The sequence below is a fragment of the Type-F symbiont of Plautia stali genome, from assembly GCF_059731105.1.
This window is the reverse complement of the sequence record NZ_AP035909.1, coordinates 3,774,608-3,796,771: the sequence shown is the minus strand read 5'-3', so window position 1 is coordinate 3,796,771 and position 22,164 is coordinate 3,774,608. Positions and strand designations below refer to the sequence as shown.

20 protein-coding genes are annotated in these 22,164 nt (G+C 58.2%); 13 read left to right on the top strand and 7 right to left on the bottom strand.

Annotation, left to right across the window (positions count from 1 at the left end):
- Together AC6I7A_RS18135 and ugpQ are read left to right on the top strand one after the other, a co-directional pair.
- The gene (locus tag AC6I7A_RS18135; protein WP_058956965.1) at positions 1-1,074 is read left to right on the top strand and encodes a sn-glycerol-3-phosphate import ATP-binding protein UgpC; all 1,074 of its coding nucleotides are present in this window, start codon (positions 1-3) and stop codon (positions 1,072-1,074) included.
- Positions 1,071-1,814, top strand: coding sequence for a glycerophosphodiester phosphodiesterase (gene ugpQ, locus AC6I7A_RS18130; RefSeq protein ID WP_058956966.1), 744 nt, complete (start codon positions 1,071-1,073; stop codon positions 1,812-1,814). The genes AC6I7A_RS18135 and ugpQ overlap by 4 nt, the downstream gene beginning before the upstream one ends.
- On the opposite strand, the gene AC6I7A_RS18125 is transcribed toward ugpQ, so the two are convergent.
- Complete coding sequence (locus AC6I7A_RS18125; protein ID WP_058956967.1) at positions 1,811-2,098, bottom strand: DUF2756 domain-containing protein; 288 nt, start codon at positions 2,096-2,098, stop codon at positions 1,811-1,813. The two genes, ugpQ and AC6I7A_RS18125, sit on opposite strands and share 4 nt — an antisense overlap.
- Positions 2,099-2,304: 206 nt before the next feature.
- Here AC6I7A_RS18125 and ggt point away from each other — a divergent pair, with 206 nt between their 5' ends.
- Entirely contained in the window at positions 2,305-4,056 is a 1,752-nt protein-coding gene (ggt, locus tag AC6I7A_RS18120) for a gamma-glutamyltransferase (RefSeq protein WP_033736081.1), read from the top strand.
- A gap of 237 nt (positions 4,057-4,293) precedes the next feature.
- On the opposite strand, the gene AC6I7A_RS18115 is transcribed toward ggt, so the two are convergent.
- Complete coding sequence (locus tag AC6I7A_RS18115) at positions 4,294-4,788, bottom strand: GNAT family N-acetyltransferase (protein ID WP_009087767.1); 495 nt, start codon at positions 4,786-4,788, stop codon at positions 4,294-4,296.
- Between the two features lie 349 nt (positions 4,789-5,137).
- Here AC6I7A_RS18115 and AC6I7A_RS18110 point away from each other — a divergent pair, with 349 nt between their 5' ends.
- From AC6I7A_RS18110 to gntU, 4 genes are all read left to right on the top strand, one after another.
- Positions 5,138-5,833 carry a pirin family protein gene (locus tag AC6I7A_RS18110; RefSeq protein WP_058956968.1) on the top strand — a complete coding sequence of 232 codons (696 nt, stop codon included), beginning with the start codon at positions 5,138-5,140 and terminating at the stop codon, positions 5,831-5,833.
- Positions 5,834-5,936: 103 nt separating this feature from the next.
- Positions 5,937-6,932: a gluconate operon transcriptional repressor GntR gene (gntR, locus tag AC6I7A_RS18105; protein ID WP_009087763.1), complete on the top strand. Its 996-nt coding sequence runs from the start codon at positions 5,937-5,939 to the stop codon at positions 6,930-6,932.
- A gap of 140 nt (positions 6,933-7,072) precedes the next feature.
- The gene (gene gntK, locus AC6I7A_RS18100) at positions 7,073-7,609 is read left to right on the top strand and encodes a gluconokinase (protein WP_009087761.1); all 537 of its coding nucleotides are present in this window, start codon (positions 7,073-7,075) and stop codon (positions 7,607-7,609) included.
- 2 nt (positions 7,610-7,611) lie between these two features.
- The gene (gene gntU, locus AC6I7A_RS18095) at positions 7,612-8,952 is read left to right on the top strand and encodes a gluconate transporter (protein ID WP_058956969.1); all 1,341 of its coding nucleotides are present in this window, start codon (positions 7,612-7,614) and stop codon (positions 8,950-8,952) included.
- A 24-nt stretch (positions 8,953-8,976) separates the two neighbouring features.
- On the opposite strand, the gene AC6I7A_RS18090 is transcribed toward gntU, so the two are convergent.
- From AC6I7A_RS18090 to AC6I7A_RS18075, 4 genes are all read right to left on the bottom strand, one after another.
- On the bottom strand, positions 8,977-9,294 hold the full coding sequence (locus AC6I7A_RS18090; protein WP_082668176.1) for a DUF805 domain-containing protein: 318 nt from the start codon (positions 9,292-9,294) through the stop codon (positions 8,977-8,979).
- Positions 9,291-9,716 carry a hypothetical protein gene (locus AC6I7A_RS18085; RefSeq protein ID WP_058956971.1) on the bottom strand — a complete coding sequence of 142 codons (426 nt, stop codon included), beginning with the start codon at positions 9,714-9,716 and terminating at the stop codon, positions 9,291-9,293. Before AC6I7A_RS18085 ends, AC6I7A_RS18090 begins: the two co-directional genes overlap by 4 nt.
- Positions 9,713-10,294, bottom strand: a complete 582-nt coding sequence (locus tag AC6I7A_RS18080; protein ID WP_058956972.1) for a hypothetical protein — start codon at positions 10,292-10,294, stop codon at positions 9,713-9,715. Before AC6I7A_RS18080 ends, AC6I7A_RS18085 begins: the two co-directional genes overlap by 4 nt.
- Positions 10,295-10,425: 131 nt before the next feature.
- The gene (locus AC6I7A_RS18075; RefSeq protein ID WP_009087757.1) at positions 10,426-11,019 is read right to left on the bottom strand and encodes a YhgN family NAAT transporter; all 594 of its coding nucleotides are present in this window, start codon (positions 11,017-11,019) and stop codon (positions 10,426-10,428) included.
- A gap of 217 nt (positions 11,020-11,236) precedes the next feature.
- On the opposite strand from AC6I7A_RS18075, the gene asd reads away from it, so the two are divergent.
- Positions 11,237-12,346 carry an aspartate-semialdehyde dehydrogenase gene (asd, locus tag AC6I7A_RS18070; RefSeq protein WP_009087755.1) on the top strand — a complete coding sequence of 370 codons (1,110 nt, stop codon included), beginning with the start codon at positions 11,237-11,239 and terminating at the stop codon, positions 12,344-12,346.
- Positions 12,347-12,426: 80 nt separating this feature from the next.
- On the opposite strand, the gene AC6I7A_RS18065 is transcribed toward asd, so the two are convergent.
- Positions 12,427-12,588, bottom strand: coding sequence for a hypothetical protein (locus AC6I7A_RS18065; RefSeq protein WP_167432103.1), 162 nt, complete (start codon positions 12,586-12,588; stop codon positions 12,427-12,429).
- Positions 12,589-12,706: 118 nt separating this feature from the next.
- On the opposite strand from AC6I7A_RS18065, the gene glgB reads away from it, so the two are divergent.
- The 5 genes from glgB to glgP all read left to right on the top strand — a co-directional run bounded on the left by glgB (position 12,707) and on the right by glgP (position 22,136).
- Positions 12,707-14,890, top strand: coding sequence for a 1,4-alpha-glucan branching enzyme (gene glgB, locus AC6I7A_RS18060; RefSeq protein WP_009087753.1), 2,184 nt, complete (start codon positions 12,707-12,709; stop codon positions 14,888-14,890).
- Positions 14,887-16,869: a glycogen debranching protein GlgX gene (glgX, locus tag AC6I7A_RS18055; RefSeq protein ID WP_058956973.1), complete on the top strand. Its 1,983-nt coding sequence runs from the start codon at positions 14,887-14,889 to the stop codon at positions 16,867-16,869. The genes glgB and glgX overlap by 4 nt, the downstream gene beginning before the upstream one ends.
- 10 nt (positions 16,870-16,879) lie before the next feature.
- On the top strand, positions 16,880-18,172 hold the full coding sequence (glgC, locus tag AC6I7A_RS18050) for a glucose-1-phosphate adenylyltransferase (RefSeq protein ID WP_009087751.1): 1,293 nt from the start codon (positions 16,880-16,882) through the stop codon (positions 18,170-18,172).
- Between the two features lie 63 nt (positions 18,173-18,235).
- Positions 18,236-19,669 carry a glycogen synthase GlgA gene (gene glgA / locus AC6I7A_RS18045; protein WP_009087749.1) on the top strand — a complete coding sequence of 478 codons (1,434 nt, stop codon included), beginning with the start codon at positions 18,236-18,238 and terminating at the stop codon, positions 19,667-19,669.
- Positions 19,670-19,688: 19 nt separating this feature from the next.
- The gene (gene glgP, locus AC6I7A_RS18040; RefSeq protein WP_009087747.1) at positions 19,689-22,136 is read left to right on the top strand and encodes a glycogen phosphorylase; all 2,448 of its coding nucleotides are present in this window, start codon (positions 19,689-19,691) and stop codon (positions 22,134-22,136) included.
- The last annotated feature ends 28 nt before the right edge of the window (positions 22,137-22,164 follow it).

The following is a 22,164-nucleotide window of genomic DNA, read 5'->3' as shown; positions in this document are numbered from 1 at the left end:
ATGGCAGGCGTAACCCTTCAGGCAGTGACCAAATCCTATGACGGTAAAAATCAGATCATTCAGCCGCTGAACGTCACCATCCACGACGGCGAATTTATGGTGATGGTCGGCCCTTCCGGCTGCGGAAAATCGACCCTGCTGCGCATGGTGGCCGGTCTGGAGCGGGTCAGCTCCGGCGATATCTACATCGATAACCGGCGCGTCACCCAGGAGGAGCCGAAAGATCGTGGCATCGCGATGGTGTTCCAGAACTATGCACTCTATCCCCACATGTCGGTAGAGGAGAACATGGCGTATGGCCTCAAAATTCGCGGCATGGGCAAAGAGCAGATTCGTCAGCGGGTGCTCGACGCGGCGCGCAGTCTGGAGCTGGATCATTTGCTGACGCGGCGGCCGCGGGAGCTCTCCGGCGGACAGCGTCAGCGCGTGGCGATGGGCCGCGCTCTCGTGCGCGAACCGGCGGTCTTTCTGTTTGATGAGCCGCTGTCGAATCTCGACGCCCGTCTGCGGGTGCAGATGCGGCTGGAGTTGCAGCAGCTGCATCGCCGCCTGCAGACCACCAGCCTCTATGTGACGCACGACCAGGTTGAGGCGATGACGCTGGCGCAGCGGGTGATGGTCATGAATAAAGGGGTGGTCGAGCAGCTCGGCACCCCGGTGGAGATCTATGAGCGTCCCGCCAGCCAGTTCGTCGCCGCGTTTATCGGCGCTCCTGCCATGAACCTGCTGAAAGGGCAGTTCAGCAGCGATGGGTCGCGCTTTAATCTCGACGCCTCGCACGCGCTGCCGCTGAGCGAGAGCAAGGCGAAATGGGCCGGCCGGCCGGTGGTGCTGGGCATCCGGCCAGAGCATATCCGGCAAAGCAGCCGCGAGGAGGGCGGCATCCCGCTGCGGGTGGACACGCTGGAGATGCTGGGTGCCGATAATCTGGCCCATGGCCGCATCGGCGACACGCCGCTGGTGGTACGCTTAGCCCACAGTGAACGGCCGGAACCCGGCACGACGCTGTGGCTGCATCTACCGTCAGATGCGTTACACTTCTTCGATTCAACCCATGGAAAGCGTCTGGAATGAGCACACAACACTGGCCCTATCCCCGCATCGTCGCCCACCGCGGCGGCGGTAAACTGGCACCGGAAAATACTCTGGCAGCCATCGACACTGGCGCGAAGTTTGGACATCAGATGATTGAATTTGATGTCAAACTCTCGGCCGATGCGCAGATTTTTCTGCTGCACGACGACACGCTGGATCGCACCAGTAACGGCTGGGGCGTGGCGGGTCAGCTGCCGTGGGAAAAGTTATCACAGCTTGATGCGGGTGGCTGGTTTGGCAACGCCTTCTCAGGCGAAAAGCTGGCGCGGCTGGATGAGGTGGCGGCGCGCTGCCGTCAGCATCAGATGATGGCCAACATCGAAATCAAACCCACCACCGGCAGCGAGACCGAAACCGGCCGTGCCGTGGCGCAGGCCGCGGCGATGCTGTGGCAGGATCAGACCGCGCCGCTGCTCTCGTCGTTCTCTTTTGAGGCGCTGGAAGCCGCCATGCAGGCAGAGCCGCAGCTGCCGCGAGGGCTGCTGTCGCACAGCTGGGACCCGCAGTGGCGGGAAAAGACCACGGCGCTGGCGTGCGTCTCCATCCACCTCAACCATAAAGTGCTGACCGCAGAGCGGGTTGCAGAGCTGAAAAGCGCAGACCTGAAGATTCTGGTCTACACCGTGAACAGTCCGGATCGGGCGCGGGAGTTACTGAAATGGGGCGTCGATGCCATCTGTACCGACGCGATCGACATCATCGGCCCCGACTTCGGTTAGTTCTGATTTGAATTCTGATTCTGCTGCCCCGGCTGCGTGGTGATTACCCGCTGCCGGACGCTGTCGCGCTGTTCCTGCATTTTACGCTGCATATCCTGAGTCTGACGCTGCTGATCCTGGCGCAGCTTCAGCTGTTGCTGCTGCTGCTGGGTCTGCATCTGTGACTGCATCCGCTGCTGGCTGGGATTATAGCCCGGCCGGTTCGGGTCATTAGTGCTGTTCAGCGTGTTCGCCTGACTGGCGAAAGGCAGCAGGGCGGCTAAAACAATCATCCACTTTTTCATCACTCCTCCTTTCTGAACGCCACAGGGTTATGGGTGCACAACGGCGCACACCGGCTTCTGGGTCGCAACCATAAGTTTACCCGATATCACAGACCTGACTTTCAGATGTATTCCTGATTTGACTTAACCCTGACACTTTTGCTGTATTTGTAAGCACTTGCAGAAATGATAAAAAAATGTAAATAACAACACGGGATGGTGACAGGATGAAAATGCAGCAAACGGTGCGTCAGCTTAGCTGGTCGCTGGTGATGAGTTTTACCGTCGTGGCGGGCGCTAATGCCGCGCCGACGCAGGCGCCGCCCGTCTCCTATGGCGTGGACAGCGACACGTTTCACCCGGTCAAAGCGCAGCACGGCATGGTGGCGTCGGTAGACGCGATGGCGACCCAGGTCGGCGTAGAGATTCTGCGTCAGGGCGGTAATGCCGTTGACGCCGCCGTCGCCGTGGGTTTTGCGCTGGCGGTTACCCATCCGCAGGCGGGCAACCTTGGCGGAGGCGGCTTTATGCTGCTGCGCACCGCCTCGGGCCGTGCCACCGCCATCGATTTCCGTGAAATGGCACCGGGACGGGCGTCGCGCGATATGTTTCTGGATAAGCAGGGCAATGCCGACAGCAAGCTGTCGCTGACCTCACATCTCGCGTCCGGTACCCCCGGCACCGTAGCGGGTCTGGCGCTGGCCGCACACAAATATGGCACTCTGCCGCTGAGCACCCTGCTGGCTCCGGCCATCCGGCTGGCGCGGGACGGCATTCCGGTTAACGATGCGCTGGCCGATGACCTGAAAACCTACGGCAAAGAGGTGCTGATCACCCATCCCAACAGCAAGGCGATCTTCTACAAACCAGACGGCACGCCGTGGCAGAAGGGCGATCGGCTGGTGCAGAAAAATCTCGCTCACAGCCTGCAACTGATCGCCCGTCAGGGGCCGGATGCCTTTTATAAAGGCGAAATTGCGGATGAGATCGCCGGAGAGATGGCACAGCACGGCGGGCTGATCACCAAAGCGGACCTGGCGGCCTATCGTGCCGTCGAGCGCAAGCCGATTAGCGGCACTTACCGTGGCTATGAGGTCTTCTCCATGCCACCGCCGTCGTCCGGGGGCATTCACATCGTGCAGATCCTCAATATTCTGGAGAATTTCGATCTGGCGAAGATGGGCTTTGGCAGTGCGGATGCCATGCAGGTGATGGCGGAAGCGGAAAAATATGCCTATGCCGACCGCTCAGAGTATCTCGGCGATCCCGATTTCGTGAAGGTGCCGTGGCAGGCGCTGACCAGTAAAGCGTACGCTAAGACGCTGGCGCAACAGATCGATGTGGCGAAAGCGCGCCCCTCCAGCGAGATCAAGCCGGGTAAACTCGACCCCTATGAAAGCAACCAGACCACCCACTTCTCGGTGGTGGATAAGCAGGGGAATGCGGTTGCGGTGACCTATACACTGAACACCTATTTTGGCAGCGGCATTGTGGCAGGCAAGAGCGGCATTCTGATGAACAACGAGATGGATGATTTCTCTGCTAAACCCGGAACGCCTAATGTCTATGGGCTGGTGGGCGGTGAAGCGAATGCCGTGCAGCCAGCGAAACGCCCGCTGTCGTCGATGTCGCCGACTATCGTGGCCAAAGGGGGCAAAACCTGGCTGGTGACCGGCAGCCCGGGCGGCAGCCGCATTATCACCACCGTGCTGCAGATGGTGGTTAACAGCATCGATTTTGGCATGAACGTGGCGGAAGCGACTAACGCACCGCGGTTCCACCATCAGTGGCTGCCGGATCAGTTGCGGGTAGAGAAGGGCTTCAGTCCGGACACACTGCGTCTGCTGGAAGCCAGAGGTCAGCATGTGAAGGTGCTGCCTGCGATGGGCAGTACCCAGAGCATCATGATTGGGCCGGATGGCATGCTGTATGGCGCGTCTGACCCGCGCAGCATCGATGATTTAAGTGCGGGTTACTGATACAAACCTGACCCCGGTGAATCTGACAGCAATAAATAAGCTTAACGCGCAGGGAACGGGGTCAGAAGAGGAAAGCGTCCCGCGCCAGGACGGCGCGGGCCGAGGGTGTCATGGATGACGGCTTTTGCGTCTTTCCGATCTGACCCCGTTTCCTGTGCAGGCGCTGACTGACAGCGAAACGTGCCAGGGTTTTCAGCACAAAGGGCACCAGCAGGTGCCCTTTTTCATCATCACAGGTCAGGGTTTAATCCGCGCCATATAGTACGTATCAATGAGTTCACCGTCCCGTATAGCGAACCCACGCGCCGTTCCCTCAATCTCAAAACCAAATCGCTGATAAAGGGCGATGGCCGGCGCGTTGTCGACGAACACCGTCAGCTCCATTCGGCTCACCTGAAGCCAGTTATCGCACATGGCGACCATTTCACGCATCAGTGCGCTGCCGACGCCCCGCTGCCGGTAACGCGCATCCACCCCCATTCCCAGTGAAGCGGCGTGACGTCGTCTGGGGCGCTCTTCCACCTTTAACGCGCTTTGCCCGACAACCTCATCATCAATGCAGGCAGCCAGCAGGTATGAATGGGGCTGAGGCGTGGCGAGGCGGGTATGCCACCCCTGCAGGGATGAATGGGGCAGGTGGAGGGTGCCGGCCTGAGTATCGGGCTGGCTGTAAATGCGGTGCAGTGCAGCGGCATCTTCGGGTATAACGTGCCGGACAACGATTTCACTCATGGTCGCTCCTTTCGCCGTTAAAACCTTTTAAACATCAAGGTATTCAATCCGTTAATCAAGTGAAAAAGTGCGAAAACCACTTTACAGACGCGAATGATAATGATTATTATTGTCATGCGTTCCCGGGAGGTCGCCCGACAGCCTGAGAAAGCACGACATTGCTCACATTGCTTCCAGTATTATTTAGCCAGCCAGGGCGCTGGCTTTTTTTTTGCCCGCTCTCCTTCAGCCTTTTTCAGCCACTGCTCAACCCTTGTTCAACTATTTTGAACAGAGGAGTGAAGTTTTTCAGCTATCAATCAGACCGTCTCAGGCACAGACTATGAAAAAACATTGAGGAGATCTGAAAATGATTTATGTACGCAAAGCTGAAGAACGCGGTCACGCAAACCACGGCTGGCTTGATAGCTGGCACACCTTCTCATTCGCCAACTATTACGACGCGAACTTCATGGGCTTCTCCGCGCTGCGGGTGATTAATGAAGACGTGATCGACGGCGGTCAGGGGTTTGGTACCCACCCGCATAAAGATATGGAAATCCTGACCTACGTGCTCTCCGGTACGGTTGAGCATCAGGACAGCATGGGCAACAAAGAGCAGATCCCGGCAGGGGAGTTCCAGATCATGAGCGCCGGTACTGGCGTGCGTCACTCGGAGTATAACGCCAGCGAAAGCGAACCGTTGCACCTCTATCAGATCTGGATCATTCCTGAGCGTACCGGCATTGAGCCGCGCTACGATCAGCGCCGCTTCCCGGATGTGCAGGGACGTCAGCTGGTGCTCAGCCCGGATGCCCGTGAAGGGTCGCTGAAAGTCTATCAGGACATGACTCTGTCGCGCTGGGTACTGGGTGCCGGTGAACAGGATAACGTGGCGATTGAACCCGGTCGTCGCATCTGGATCCAGGTTGTCAAAGGCAACGTGAGCGTAAACGGTAACGCGGTGACTACCAGCGATGCCCTCGCCATCTGGGATGAAAGCGCGCTTGCGCTGGAAGCCAGCACGGCCGCAGAAGTTCTGCTGTTTGATCTGCCACCGGTCTGAGAAAACTGACGGGCGCACCCCGGTGCGCCCCGCTGGCAATTTTGTGACAGAAAAGTGATAGACTCATCGTACTTTAGCTTTCAGGGCGATCCCAGGCGCTACGATGAAGAAGAAAAGACCGGTATTACAGGACGTTGCCGATCGCGTCGGCATTACCAAGATGACCGTCAGCCGCTACCTGCGCAATCCTGAGCAGGTTTCTGTTGCCCTGCGGGATAAGATCGCGGTGGCACTGGATGAGCTGGGTTATATCCCTAATCGCGCCCCCGATATGCTCTCGAACGCCACCAGCCGTGCGATTGGCGTGCTGCTGCCGTCACTGACCAACCAGGTCTTTGCTGACGTTCTGCGCGGCATTGAAGCCGTCACGGATGAAGCGAACTACCAGACGCTCGTCGCCCACTTTGGTTACAACCCACAGAAAGAGGAGCTGCAACTGCGCTCACTGCTGGGCTGGAACATTGATGGGGTGATCCTTACCGAACGCACCCATACCCCGGGCACGCTGCGCATGCTGGAAGTGGCGGGCATCCCGGTCATCGAGATGATGGACAGCGTTACGCCCTGCCTGGACATGGCGGTCGGCTTTGATAACGTCGAAGCGGCCCGGCAGATGACCCAGGCGATCCTCGGCAAAGGACATCGCCACACCGTTTATCTTGGCGCACGCCTGGATGAGCGTACCCTGCAGAAGCAGCGTGGTTACGAAATCGCGATGCGCGAAGCCGGGCTGACGCCGCGCAGCGTCATGATGGAAGATGCCTCTTCATTCAGTGCCGGTGGCGATCTGCTGCGTGAGGCGCAGCGTCTTTATCCTGAAACCGACAGCCTCTTCTGTACCAACGACGACCTGGCGGTCGGCGCGATGTTTGAGTGCCAGCGCCAGGGATTACGGGTGCCCGATCAGATGGCGATTGCCGGTTTCCATGGTCACGATATCAGTCAGGTGGTGACGCCTCAGCTGGCTACGGTACTGACGCCGCGTGATCGCATCGGGCGCGAAGCCGCAGCGCTGCTGCTGGCGCGCATCGCCGGGGAAAGCCGCGAAACGCGCATGCTCGATACCGGTTTTGCGATCAGTGAAGGCGGCAGCATCTGATTGTGGCGTTTTTATGAGTCAGCTCACACTTTGAGGCTTTTCCGGGTAAAAAGGTTGCCACGCTGTTAAGCGGCCAGGAGAATGAGAAACGACATTGTTATCGGTAACATTGGCAAATTCTCACCTGCCGGAGCAGAAAAATGACAACGCAATCCCCGTCGCATCACGTTTTTATCCTGATGGGCGTTTCAGGCAGCGGAAAGTCTGCCGTCGCCAATCAGGTCTCTCACCAGCTGAATACAGCCTTTCTTGACGGCGATTTTCTCCACCCCCGTGCCAACATTCTGAAGATGGCCGATGGTCACCCGCTGGATGACAACGATCGTCAGCCGTGGTTACAGGCCCTGAACGATGCCGCTTTTGCCATGCAGCGCACCCAAGCGATCTCTATCATTGTCTGTTCGGCCCTGAAGAAGCGTTATCGCGACATTCTGCGTCAGGGAAATGACAACCTGCGTTTCATCTACCTGAAAGGGGACTTCGACACCATTGAAGCCCGCCTGAAAGCGCGCAAAGGGCACTTCTTCAAGCCGCAGATGCTGGTGACGCAGTTCGCAACGCTGGAAGCGCCAGGCAGCGACGAGCCGGATGTACTGGAAGTGGATATCACGCATTCACTGGATGAGGTTGTGGCGGCTACGGTTGCGACTATCCGGGACGCTATCAGTCAGGGTTAGAGATGAATACCGCAACACTCGTTTTGACCGCAGCAGGCTCCGTCCTGCTGCTGCTTTTTCTGGTGATGAAGGCGCGTATGCACGCCTTTGTCGCACTCATGTTAGTGTCAATCGGTGCCGGACTGTTCTCCGGCATGCCTCTGGATAAGATTGCGGACACCATGCAGAAGGGGATGGGCGGCACGCTCGGCTTCCTCGCTATCGTGGTGGCGCTGGGCGCGATGTTCGGCAAAATCCTGCATGAAACCGGGGCCGTGGATCAGATTGCTATCCGGATGCTGAAAACCTTTGGTCAGAGCCGTGCCCACTACGCCATGGGGATTGCCGGTCTGATCTGCGCGCTGCCGCTCTTCTTTGAGGTGGCTGTCGTACTGTTGATCAGCATCGCTTTTGCCGTGGCGCGGCGAACCGGGGGCAATCTGGTGAAGCTGGTTATCCCGCTCTTTGCCGGGGTGGCCGCCGCCGCCGCGTTTCTGCTGCCGGGACCGGCTCCGATGCTGCTGGCTTCACAGATGCACGCTGACTTTGGCTGGATGATCCTGCTGGGGCTGTGTGCGGCGATCCCCGGGATGCTGATTGCCGGGCCGCTGTTTGGCAATTTCATTGCAAAGCACGTCTCCTTCAGCGCCCCGCCGGAAGATCATCAGCCGGATGTCGATGAGAACCAGCTGCCCTCATTTGGCTTCAGCCTCTCCCTGATCCTGTTTCCGCTGGTGCTGGTCGGCCTGAAAACCATTGGCGCCCGCTTCACCACCGAAGGGACCTCGCTGTATGCGTGGCTGGAATTTATCGGCCATCCTTTCACCGCGATCCTGCTGGCGCTGCTGGTGGCGATTTATGGTCTGGCTTATCGTCAGGGCATGGATAAAGAGCGGGTGATGCAGGTGTGCGGCAGCGCGCTGCAACCGGCGGGGATTATCCTGCTGGTGATTGGCGCGGGCGGCGTGTTCAAGCAGGTGCTGGTGGACTCCGGTGTGGGTCCGGTGCTGGGCAACGCGCTGACCGGCGCGGGCCTGCCGATTGCGCTGGCCTGCTTTATCCTGTCAGGTGCGGTACGGGTCATTCAGGGGTCGGCAACGGTCGCCTGTCTGACCACGGTCGGGTTGATCATGCCGGTGATTGAACCGCTGCACTACAGCGGCGCGCAGCTGGCGGCGCTGTCGATCTGTATCGGCGGCGGCTCCATCATCATCAGTCATGTGAACGATGCCGGTTTCTGGCTGTTTGGCCGCTTTACCGGGGCCAGCGAAGCGGAAACGCTGAAGACATGGACGCTGATGGAGACGATTCTCGGCACGACCGGGGCTATCGTCGGTATGATTGCTTTCGCACTGCTTTCCTGACCAGCCTGACGGGCTCTCTGCCCGTCAGGTTTTTTCCCGCGAGCAGGGGAAGAGTAAAAACGGGAACAGCAGATAAGGCGCTACCATCAGAAGGAGAATGACGCCGCGTGAATAGCCAGCGTCATTTATTCTCCTCACCGCGCAGGAAAAAACCGGCAAAATAAACAGCAGTAGCGGGATTAAACCTATCTCATGTTGTGGTCCGGTGAACCATTGCAGATAACTGCAGAACCAGGCCAGCTGAAACAGCAGGAAAATAAAATAGCGCGTCCTTCCTTCACGCCCCTGATAGTCAAACGTGCGCAGCAGACAGCTTTTGATAATCTGCAGCAGCCTGTTCATGCCCATCTTCTTCTTATCAGAGCAAAAACAACCAGCGTGATGGCAGCGGAAGCCAGGTAAATCCAGGCAAAATCAGTGACGTCAATCTTCATCAACTGCACAGTATTTAACGCCGCTTTCCTGCCCGGGACAGAGAATAAGGTCAGGCCAGCTAAGCAAACGTTATTTGCCAGAAAGAATAGCAACTGAAAGGCGGTTTCTTTAGCCACGGACAGCAAGGCAATTTTCCTGAAGCTCCACCAGGCGACCAGATAAAACAGCAGCCAGAACAGCGCGCAGAGTAGCGGGGCAACCAGATAACTGCGCATCTCTGTGATCACCCCTGAATGGCCGCTGCTGGCATAGTGCAGGAGTGCCTGAAAAGAGACGTAACCCGTTATCAGATAGAGCGCGCCGAAAAAAAAGGGCAATAACAACCTCATTTCGTTTCCCCCCGGGTTTTCAGACGCTGCATTAACTGCGGCAACTCTTTTCCGGGGTCCACCATCACCAGTTGTTTACTTTTTGCATCATATTTCGCGGCGGCAGTCGGGTCACCCTTACCCCCCTCAGCCATTACAAAGCGGGCGTCTGAACGGCCATAAAGGCCAACATGTGGAAAGGGATCGTTGCCAAAGGCCAGCACGTTGCGGCCAGGCAGAGTATATTCTCTGGTCAAAAAATCCGGGATTTTTTTTGAGTCGATGCCTGATAAAGGCGTAGTGACAAAACGGGAACCTGCATAGTCGAGGGAAAAGCAGGTACTATTATCGGCTGAATTTTTCTGCACTAAGTCAGCGCCAAATAGGATTTTTAAACGTTGCCAAACCGTCGCGCTGTCGGGTTCAATCTTTTTACCTTCCAGAAAAACATCTTGTTTATGATAAAGCTGGTAAACCATTTTATGAATCTGAACCATGGAGGCGCCAACACCGTGCCAGTTCGGCGCACCCCTGCTGTAAAGCCGCTCGACGATAATAAAGACGCCTGTCCCGGCATAATTTTCGATACTGCCCGCCATAAATATCTCCTTTTTTACGGCATTATATAAATAATATTGTTCATTTCAATGCCGTGACTTTGTGATAAACAGGCTGAATAATCGCGGCTGCCTGCCTGCCCGCCTGTCGGGGTAAAAAGACAACGGTGCGCTTACAACTTCAGATACGCGCGGATGCCGTCCAGGAACATCTGGGTCGCCAGCATAATCAGTATCAACCCCATCAGTCGCTCCAGCGCGTTGACCCCTTTATCACCCAGCAGACGCAGGAACAGACCTGACATCAGCAGAATGCCGACCGTCACGCCCCAGGCGATCAACAGCGCGCCCACCAGGTGGGACATCTGATGTGGATACTGATGCGACAGCAGCATCAGCGTCGCCAGCAGCGACGGCCCGGCGACCAGCGGAATCGCCAGCGGCACCAGGAACGGCTCTTCGCCTGCCGGTAAACCAGAGCTGCTGCTCTCGGCCGACGGGAAAATCATCTTGATGGCGATAAGAAACAGGATGACGCCGCCGGAAATCGATACCGTCTCGGTGCGCAGATTTAAAAAGGCCAGAATGCGCTCGCCGGTAAACAGAAACAGCAGCATGATAATCAGGGCGATCAGCATTTCACGAATCAGCACCACCCGCCGCCGTTTCGGCTCCAGATGCTTTAAAACCGACATAAAAATCGGCAGATTGCCCAGCGGATCCATAATTAACAACAATAATATTGTCGCCGAAATCATTTCAGTCATTGGTTTAACGCCATCCCGTCCGCCAGAAAGCGGAGTTATTAGTTACGCTGCTGAAAAAGTTAGCGTAATCGAATTAATTCACTTGCCACCAGGCCTGCATTTTGTAGAGTGAGCAGACAGAGGTAAATCCTATTATTACGCAGAGCGGCGTGAACATAGCACGCCGCTCTCTCCACTGAAATGAAAGCAGGTGAAATCTGCCTGAGACGGACACGACATGAAGAATGTAGGTTTTGTTGGTTGGCGCGGTATGGTCGGCTCAGTGCTGATGTCCCGCATGAGCGAAGAGCGCGATTTTGATGCAATCAATCCGGTCTTCTTCTCGACGTCGCAGCATGGTCAGGCGGCTCCGTCGTTTGCGGGCAAGCAGCAGGGGGCACTGCAGGATGCCTTTGATCTTGAGGCGCTGCGTGCGCTGGACATCATTATCACCTGTCAGGGCGGCGACTACACCAGCGATGTCTATCCTAAGCTGCGCGCCAGCGGCTGGCAGGGCTACTGGATCGATGCGGCCTCGACGCTGCGCATGCAGGACGATGCCATCATCATCCTCGATCCGGTCAACCACGCGGTGATCCGTCAGGGCATCGACCAGGGCATCAAAACCTTCGTCGGCGGTAACTGCACCGTCAGCCTGATGCTGATGTCGCTGGGCGGCCTGTTCGCGCAGGACCTGGTGGAGTGGGCTTCTGTCGCCACCTATCAGGCGGCGTCAGGTGGCGGCGCGCGCCACATGCGTGAACTGCTGACCCAGATGGGCATGCTGCACGACCACGTTGCGCCTGCGCTGCAGAATCCGGCCTCAGCAATTCTCGACATCGAGCGCAGCGTGACCGACTTCACCCGTTCCGGCACCCTGCCGACCGATAACTTCGGCGTGCCGCTGGCAGGCAGTCTGATTCCGTGGATCGACAAACAGCTGGAGAATGGCCAGAGCCGCGAAGAGTGGAAAGGCCAGGCGGAGACCAACAAGATCCTCGCGACCCGCAACGTCATTCCGGTTGATGGCTTGTGCGTGCGTGTGGGTGCACTGCGCTGCCACAGTCAGGCGTTTACCCTGAAGCTGAAACGCGATCTGCCGCTGTCTGAAATTGAACAGCTGCTGGCCTCTCATAACGAGTGGGTCAAGGTGGTGCCGAATGACCGCGAGCTGACGATGCGTGAACTGACCCCCGCGGCCGTGACCGGTACGCTGACCACGCCGGTTGGCCGTCTGCGCAAACTGAATATGGGGCCGGAGTATCTCTCCGCCTTCACGGTAGGCGACCAGCTGTTATGGGGCGCAGCCGAACCGCTGCGTCGCATGCTGCGGTTGTTAATCGACTAAGAAAAATATCGCCAAAGGCCGGATTTATCCGGCCTTTTTTTTGCTTTGCAGTACGTGAAACAACCTGCCGGACCGCTTACTCAGTGATCAGCTTCCCCTTTTTGGCGGTCGGCAAAGAATATTTTGCTTTCAGCCATGGCAACTGCTGCGACCAAGCTATGATTTAACCATGATGTGCCACAGGTTTCGCTTTTGCTTTCCGGATTAAATGGTTGTGGTACACGGCAAAACACTTTTTCCATGGAATGGCCTGACACTTTTTTGCCGTCGTACGTATGGCTCAATGAAGAGCAGCGCAGATGACGCGCGACAGGCCGTGTCGCGAGCATCTCGGCTGCCAGTTATCACAGGAAGAAAGTCATGTCAGAGCTTCCCGATCGCGAGGCGATCAATGCCCTGTTTGCGGGTAATTATGCCGATCCTTTTTCGTTACTAGGGATGCACCGAACGCCACAAGGCCTTGAAGTCAGGGCGTTGCTCCCCGAAGCGCTTGAGGTGTGGGTCATTGAGACCTCAACCGGGCGCAAGCTGGCTCAACTGGCGTGTGAAGACGCACGCGGCTTCTTCAGCGGCGTGATCCCCCGCCGCAAAAATCCGTTCCGCTATCAGCTGGCGGTGAACTGGCACGGCCAGCAAAACCTGGTCGACGATGCCTATCGCTTTGGCCCGCTGCTGCAGGAGATGGATCTGTGGCTGCTGGCGGAAGGCACCCACCTGCGTCCGTATGAAACCCTGGGCGCGCATGGTGACGTGATTGATGGCGTGACCGGCACCCGCTTCTGCGTCTGGGCGCCTAACGCCCGTCGTGTTTCCGTCGTCGGCGATTTCAATTTCTGGGATGGCCGCCGTCACCCGATGCGTCTGCGCCAGGAGCTGGGCATCTGGGAGCTGTTTGTGCCGGGTGCGGTCAACGGTCAGCTCTACAAATATGAAATCATCGACGCCAATGGCGATCTGCGTATCAAAGCGGACCCTTACGCCTTCGAAGCGCAGATGCGCCCGGAAAGCGCGTCGATGATCTGCGGCCTGCCTGCGCCCGTTGAGATGAAAGCGGAGCGCAAGGCCGCCAACGGTTTTGATGCGCCGATCTCCATCTATGAAGTACATCTGGGCTCCTGGCGTCGTCATACCGACAACAATTTCTGGCTGAGCTACAAAGAGCTGGCTGAACAGCTGGTGCCCTACGTCAAAGAGATGGGCTTTACCCATATCGAACTGCTGCCGATTAACGAACATCCGTTTGACGGCAGCTGGGGCTATCAGCCGCTGGGCATGTATGCACCGACTCGCCGTTTCGGAACCCGTGACGACTTCCGCGCCTTTATCGACAGCGCCCATGCTGCCGGCCTCAACGTCCTGCTCGACTGGGTACCGGGTCACTTCCCCAATGATGACTTCGGGCTGGCGCGCTTTGACGGCACCGAGCTCTATGAGCACAGCGATCCGCGAGAAGGCTACCATCAGGACTGGAACACCCTGATCTACAACTTTGGCCGCCGGGAAGTGAGTAACTACCTGTCGGGCAATGCGCTCTACTGGACAGAACGCTTTGGCATCGATGGCCTGCGCGTGGATGCCGTCGCCTCCATGATCTACCGCGACTACAGCCGCGTTGAAGGGCAGTGGGTGCCGAATCAGTATGGTGGCCGCGAGAACCTTGAGGCGATTGAGTTCCTGCAACACACCAACCGCACGCTCGGTACCGTGGCGTCCGGCGCGGTCACGATGGCGGAAGAGTCGACGGACTACCCTGGCGTAACGCGTCCGACAGAGGGCGGCGGGCTGGGCTTCTGGTTCAAATGGAACCTGGGCTGGATGCACGATACGCTCGACTACATGCAGGTCGATCCTATCTACCGCAAGCATCATCACAACCTGATGAGCTTCGGCATGATGTACAACTACACCGAAAACTTTGTGCTGCCGCTGTCGCACGACGAAGTGGTGCACGGCAAGCGCTCCATTCTCGACCGCATGCCGGGCGATGCCTGGCAGAAGTTCGCCAATCTGCGCGCCTATTACGGCTGGATGTGGGGCTTCCCTGGCAAGAAACTGCTGTTTATGGGCAACGAGTTTGCTCAGGGCCGCGAGTGGAACCACGATGTCAGCCTGGACTGGCATCTGCTGGAAGGCGGCGATAACTGGCATCACGGCGTGCAGCGTCTGGTGCGCGATCTCAACCACACCTATCAGTACTACACGCCGCTGCATCAGCTCGACTTTGATCCGGCAGGTTTTGAGTGGCTGGTGGTCAACGATGCGGAACATTCGGTCTTCGCCTTTGTACGTCGTGACCGCGAAGGTAACGAAATCATCGTCGTCAGTAACTTTACGCCGGTGCCGCGTCCGGGCTACCGCTTTGGGGTCAATCAGCCTGGCACCTGGCGCGAAGTGCTGAACACCGACCAGCATGAGTATCACGGCAGTGATGTGCGCAATCACCGGGTACATACCGATGAGCAGGAGAGTCACGGACGACCGCAGTCGCTGAGCCTCAATCTGCCACCGCTGGCAACGGTATGGCTGGTGCGGGAGGGGGAATGACCATTACTGCCGGGGATCCCGAACCGCTGGGTGCCAGTTACGATGGCAAAGGCGTCAATTTCACCCTGTTTTCTCAGCATGCCGGGCGCGTCGAGCTCTGCCTGTTTGATGACGAGGGGCGTGAACAGCGTCTTGATCTGCCTGGCCGCAGCGGGGATATCTGGCATGGTTATGTTCCGGCGCTGAAGCCGGGGCAGCGTTACGGCTACCGGGTACATGGCCCCTGGGCGCCGCAGCAGGGACACCGCTTTAATCCGGCGAAGCTGCTGGTCGATCCCTGCGCCCGCGCGGTTGAGGGTGACGTCCCGGATGACCCGCTGTTTCAGGGCGGCGAGGCGAAGCCCGATCCGCATGACAACGCGGCCATCGCGCCGAAGTCACGGGTGGTGGCGGAAGATTTCGACTGGCAGGACGATGCCGCCCCACGCACGCCGTGGGGTAACACGGTGATTTACGAAGCGCACGTTCGCGGGCTGACGAAGCAGCATCCGGAAATTCCGGAAACGCTGCGCGGGACTTACGCGGCGCTGGGTCATCCTGTTATGGTGAACTACCTGCGCGATCTCGGCATTACGGCGCTGGAGCTACTGCCAGTGGCCCATTTTGCCAGCGAGCCGCGCCTGCTCCAGCTCGGCCTGAGTAACTACTGGGGCTACAACCCCTTTGCGCTCTGGGCGGTCGATCCGCGTTACGCCTCTGGTCAGCTAGGCGTCACGCCACTGCAGGAGTTTCAGCAGGCGGTAAAAAACCTGCACGCCGCCGGTATCGAAGTGCTGCTGGATGTGGTGTTCAACCACACCGCCGAACTGGATGAGATTGGCCCGACGATCTCGATGCGCGGCATCGACAACGCCAGCTACTACTGGCTGGATGAGCAGGGCGGCTATCAGAACTGGACCGGCTGCGGCAATACGCTGAATATCCACCATCCGCAGGTGATGGCGTGGACCCTGGAGGCGCTGCGCTACTGGGTGCGGGTCTGTCACGTTGATGGCTTCCGCTTTGACCTTGCGCCGGTGCTGGGCCGCACGCCCGATTACCGGCGTGATGCTCCTTTTTTCGCGGCGATACGCGCCTGTCCGCTGCTCTCTCAGGTCAAGCTGATTGCGGAACCCTGGGATATCGGCCCTGACGGCTATCAGGTTGGCCGTTTTCCGCCACCCTTTGCCGAATGGAACGATCAGTTTCGCGACACCGCGCGTCGCTACTGGCTGCATGGCGCACTCAGCAACGGCGAGTTTGTCCGTCGCTTTGCCGCCTCCAGCGATCTCTACCAGCACGACGACCGGCCGCCCCACGCCACGGTTAACCTGATCACCGCGCATGACGGCTTCACGCTGTGGGACGTGGTGAGCTTCGAACGCAAACACAACGAAGCCAACGGGGAAGATAACCGTGACGGTCACGGCGATAACTACAGCCACAATCACGGCAAAGAGGGGCTGAACGTCAGTTTTGACGTCACGGAACGCCGCCGCCGTAGCGTGCGGGCACTGCTCACCACGCTGCTGCTGTCACAGGGCACGCCGATGCTGCTGGCGGGCGATGAGCGCGGCCACACGCAGCGCGGCAATAATAATGCTTACTGTCAGGACAACGCCCTCAGCTGGCTTGACTGGCAGGCGGATGAGAAGGGATTGGTCGGATTTACCGCCGCACTGATTCGTCTGCGTCAGCGCATACCGGCGCTGACCGCGGATCGCTGGTGGCAGGAGGGTGATGGCAATGTGCAGTGGCTCAATGCCGGTGGCCAGCCACTGCAGCACGATGAATGGGCACAGGGGCTGCACAGATTGCAGATCCTGCTGTCTGGCCGCTGGTTAATAACAATAAACGCCACGGATACGGTGAATGACATCGTGTTACCAGACGGAGAATGGCGTGCCCTTCCTCCTTTCGCCGGGGACGACAACCCCATCCTGCTAACTGTCTGGCATGGTCCCGCACACGGTGTGTGCGTGTTCCAAAAGCAATCATAAGGAGTCAGACATGGTTAAGTTAGATAGAACAGAACACCTGATGCTGGCCCGCCAGCTCCCTACACAGACGGTTGCTCTGATCCTCGCCGGCGGACGCGGCACGCGGCTGGTCGATTTAACGGCCAAACGTGCCAAACCGGCGGTGCATTTCGGCGGCAAGTTCCGCATTATCGACTTTGCCCTCTCCAACTGCGTCAACTCCGGTATCCGGCGGATTGGCGTCATTACACAGTATCAGTCCCATACCCTGACTCAGCATATCCAGCGTGGCTGGTCGATCTTCAATGAAGAGATGAATGAGTTTGTCGATTTGCTGCCAGCGCAGCAGCGCTTTTCGACCGAACAGTGGTATCGCGGCACGGCCGATGCCGTGACGCAGAACCTTGATGTGATTCGCCGCTATCAGGCGCAGTACATCGTGATCCTTGCCGGGGACCACATTTATAAGATGGATTATTCACGCATGCTGCTGGACCACGTGGTGAACGAGGCGAAATGTACCATCGCCTGTTTACCGGTACCGGTGCATGAAGCCACGGCGTTTGGCGTGATGGCGGTGAATGAGGAGAACATGGTGATCGACTTCGTGGAGAAACCCGCGAAGCCGCCCACCATGCCGGGTGATGACACGCAGTCGCTCGCCAGCATGGGGATCTACGTCTTCAACGCGGATTATCTCTATGAACTGCTGGAAGCGGATCTGCAGACGCCAGGCTCTAACCACGACTTCGGCAAAGATATCCTGCCGAAAGTGGTGGCAAGCGGCGAAGGCTATGCGCACTCCTTTGCGCTCTCCTGCGTCCAGAACGATGACAACGCGCCGCCTTACTGGCGCGACGTCGGGACGCTGGAAGCCTACTGGCGCGCCAATCTCGATCTGGCCTCGGTGATGCCTGAGCTGGATATGTATGACGTCACCTGGCCTATCCGTACCCACATGGAGCCGCTGCCCCCCGCGAAATTTGTTCAGGATCGTTCCGGCAGTCACGGGATGACGATGAACTCGCTGGTGTCGGGCGGCTGCATTATCTCCGGTTCGGTCGTGGTCAACTCGGTGCTGTTCCCCCGGGTTCGGGTTAACTCGTTTTGCAATATTGATTCAACCGTTCTGCTGCCGGATGTGGTGGTGGGTCGCTCGTGTCGTCTGCGCCGCTGCGTGATTGATCGCGCCTGTGAGTTACCGGAAGGCATGGTGATTGGTGAAAATCCGGATGAAGACAGTCGCCGGTTTCACCGTTCGGATGAAGGGATCGTACTGGTCACCCGCGCCATGCTGGCCAGGCTGGCCAAAGCGGGGCTGTAAGCGATAAGCGGAACTTACGCAATCGGCACGCGGAGCGTGCCGGATAACTTAATGAGGTCGAGGATGCAGGTTTTACATGTCTGTTCAGAACTTTTCCCGCTGCTTAAAACGGGCGGACTGGCTGATGTAGTCGGGGCATTACCTCAGGCGCAGATTGCGGGCGGCACAGACACGCGGGTGCTGCTGCCAGCGTTTCCTGCATTGCGCAAAGGCATACCTGATCTCCAGATGGTGACAGAGCGAGAGACATTTGCCGGTCATATACGTCTGTTATATGGTGAATTTAACGGTGTGGGCATCTATCTGATCGATGCCCCTGACCTCTACGACCGTCCCGGTAGCCCTTATCATGACGAGTCGCAGTTTGCCTATGTCGATAACTACCTGCGCTTCGCGCTGCTGGGCTGGGTCGGCTGCGAACTGGCGTGCGGTATGGATTCGATGTGGCGTCCCGATATTGTCCATGCCCATGACTGGCACGCAGGCCTTACCTGCGCCTATCTGGAAGCGCGCGGCCGGCCAGCCAAATCGGTGTTTACCGTGCACAACCTGGCCTATCAGGGACTGTTCTCGGCGCACCACATGGATCAGATTGGCCTGCCGTGGTCGTTCTTTAACATGCATGGGCTGGAGTTTTACGGGCAGATCTCCTTCCTGAAGGCGGGACTCTTCTACGCCGATCACGTGACGGCGGTCAGCCCGACCTACGCCCATGAGATTACCTCTGCGGAGTTTGGTTACGGCATGGAAACGCTGCTGGCGCAGCGGATGCGGGAAGGGCGGCTGAGCGGGATCCTCAACGGTGTCGACCCGACCATCTGGGACCCGGCCCACGACCTGCTGCTCAGCGCGCGCTACAACCGCGACACGCTGGAAGCCAAAGCGGAAAACAAACGGCAGCTGCAGGTGGCGATGGGGCTGAAGGTTGATGACAAAGCGCCGGTGTTCTGCGTGATCAGCCGCCTCACCAAACAGAAAGGCCTGGACCTGGTGCTGGAGGCGCTCCCTGGCCTGCTGGCGCAGGGCGGTCAGCTGGTGCTGCTGGGACAGGGCGATGCCGAACTGCAGCAGGGCTTCCTGGCCGCGGCAGCAGAGCATCCAGGCAGCGTGGGTGTGCAGATTGGCTATCACGAGGCGTTTTCACACCGCATCGTCGGTGGTGCCGATGTGATCGTGGTGCCGAGCCGCTTTGAGCCCTGCGGCCTGACGCAGCTGTATGGCCTGAAATATGGCACGCTGCCGCTGGTGCGCCGCACCGGCGGACTGGCAGATACGGTTAACGACAGCTCACTGGAAAACCTGGCGGATGGGATTGCCAGTGGCTTCAGCTTTGAAGATGCTAACGCCTGGTCGCTGTTGCGGGCGATTCGCCGCGCGTTTGTGTTGTGGTCTCGCCCTTCACTGTGGCGTTATGTTCAGCGACAGGCGATGGGCATGGATTTCAGCTGGCAGGTGGCCGCACAGGCCTACCGCGATCTCTACCAGCGTCTGATGTAACGGATGGGGAAAACCGGATATGAATGCACCTTTCACTTACGCTTCACCCACGCTGACGGTGGATGCTTTAAAGCATTCGATTGCGTACAAACTGATGTTTACCATCGGCAAAGACCCCTCTATTGCCAACAAGCATGAGTGGCTGAACGCCGCGCTGCTGGCGGTTCGCGATCGGATGGTGGAGCGCTGGCTGCGCTCCAGCCGCGCTCAGCTGTCGCAGGATGTGCGGCAGGTTTACTACCTGTCGATGGAGTTCCTGATGGGGCGCACCCTGGGGAATGCGCTGCTGGCGATGGGGATCTATGACGATCTCAACCAGGCCCTCGACGAGATGGGGCTGGATCTGGCCGAGCTGATGGAGGAGGAGAACGATCCGGGCCTGGGCAACGGCGGTCTGGGCCGTCTGGCGGCCTGTTTCCTCGATTCGCTGGCGACGCTGGGTATGCCGGGCCGCGGCTATGGCATCCGTTACGATTACGGCATGTTCAAACAGAACATTGTGGAAGGTGAGCAGAAAGAGTCGCCCGATTACTGGCTCGAGTATGGCAATCCGTGGGAATTTCAGCGATTCAACACCCGCTACAAGGTGCGTTTCGGCGGCCGCGTCCAGCACGAAGGGGCGAAAGTGCGCTGGCTGGAGACCGAAGAGATCCTGGCGATGGCCTATGACCAGATCATCCCGGGCTTCGACACCGACGCCACCAACACGCTGCGCCTCTGGGGCGCGCAGGCCAGCAACGAAATCAACCTCGGTAAGTTCAACCAGGGCGACTACTTTGCGGCGGTGGAAGATAAAAACCACTCCGAAAACGTTTCACGCGTCCTCTATCCCGATGACTCCACCTATTCCGGGCGCGAGTTGCGTCTGCGTCAGGAGTATTTCCTGGTATCCGCCACGGTGCAGGACATTCTGAATCGTCACTGGCGCATGCATCAGACCTGGGACAACCTGGCGGATAAGATCGCCATCCACCTGAATGACACGCACCCGGTTCTGGCGATCCCCGAACTGATGCGCCTGCTGATCGACGAGCATAAATTCAGCTGGGACAGCGCCTTTGACGTCTGCTGTCAGGTCTTCTCCTATACCAACCATACGCTGATGACCGAAGCGCTGGAGACCTGGCCGGTGGATATGATCGGCAAGATCCTGCCGCGTCATCTCAGCATTATTTTTGAAATAAACGACTTCTTCCTCAAGACGATTCAGGATCATTATCCTGACGATCTGGATCTGCTGTCGCGCATTTCGATCATTGACGAGAACGACGGTCGCCGGGTACGCATGGCCTGGCTGGCGGTGGTGGTCAGCCATAAAGTGAATGGCGTCTCAGAGCTGCACTCCAACCTGATGGTGCAGTCGCTGTTTGCAGACTTCTCCCGCCTGTTCCCGGGCCGCTTCTGCAACAAAACCAACGGCGTCACTCCGCGTCGCTGGCTGGCGCTGGCTAACCCGGCGCTGTCAGAGGTGCTGGATGAGGAGATTGGCCGCAACTGGCGCACCGACCTCAGCCAGCTGGATGAGCTGAAAGCGCAGATCGACTACCCGGCGTTTATCGAGAAAGTGGCGATTGCCAAGCATCAGAACAAGCGCCGGCTGGCCGAGTGGGTGGCAAAAAACCTGGACGTGGTGCTCGACCCGAACGCGCTGTTTGATGTGCAGATCAAGCGTATTCACGAGTACAAGCGTCAGCTGCTCAACGTGCTGCATGTGATCACCCGATACAACCGTATCAAGGCCGATCCACAGGCGGACTGGGTGCCGCGCGTCAATATTTTTGCCGGTAAAGCGGCCTCCGCCTACTACGTTGCCAAACACATCATCCATCTGATCAATGATGTCGCCAACATCATCAACAACGATCCGCAGGTGAAGAACAAACTGAAAGTGGTCTTCATCCCGAACTACAGCGTGAGTCTGGCGCAGATCATCATTCCGGCCGCCGATCTCTCTGAGCAGATCTCGACCGCCGGAACGGAAGCGTCCGGCACCAGTAACATGAAGTTTGCCCTGAATGGCGCGCTGACGATCGGCACGCTGGATGGTGCCAACGTGGAGATGCTGGATCACGTCGGTGAAGAGAACATCTTCATCTTCGGCAATACCACGCCGCAGGTAGAAGCCCTGCGTCAGGGCGGCTACAATCCGCGTGACTATTACGAGGGCGATGAAGAGCTGCATCAGGTGCTGACGCAGATCGCGTCGGGCGTCTTCAGCCCGCAGGATCCGGGTCGCTACCGCAACCTGTTCGATTCGCTGGTGAACTTCGGCGACCACTACCAGTTACTGGCCGATTATCGCAGCTATGTGGATACGCAGGACAAGGTGGATGCGCTCTACCGTAAGCCGGAAGAGTGGCAGCGCCGTGCGGCGAAAAATATCGCCGGCATGGGTTACTTCTCGTCTGACCGGACGATTCAGGAGTATGCCGATGAGATCTGGAACATTTCACCGATAAGGCTGTAAGGCGCGCGCCGTCCATTCATCTGCTCTG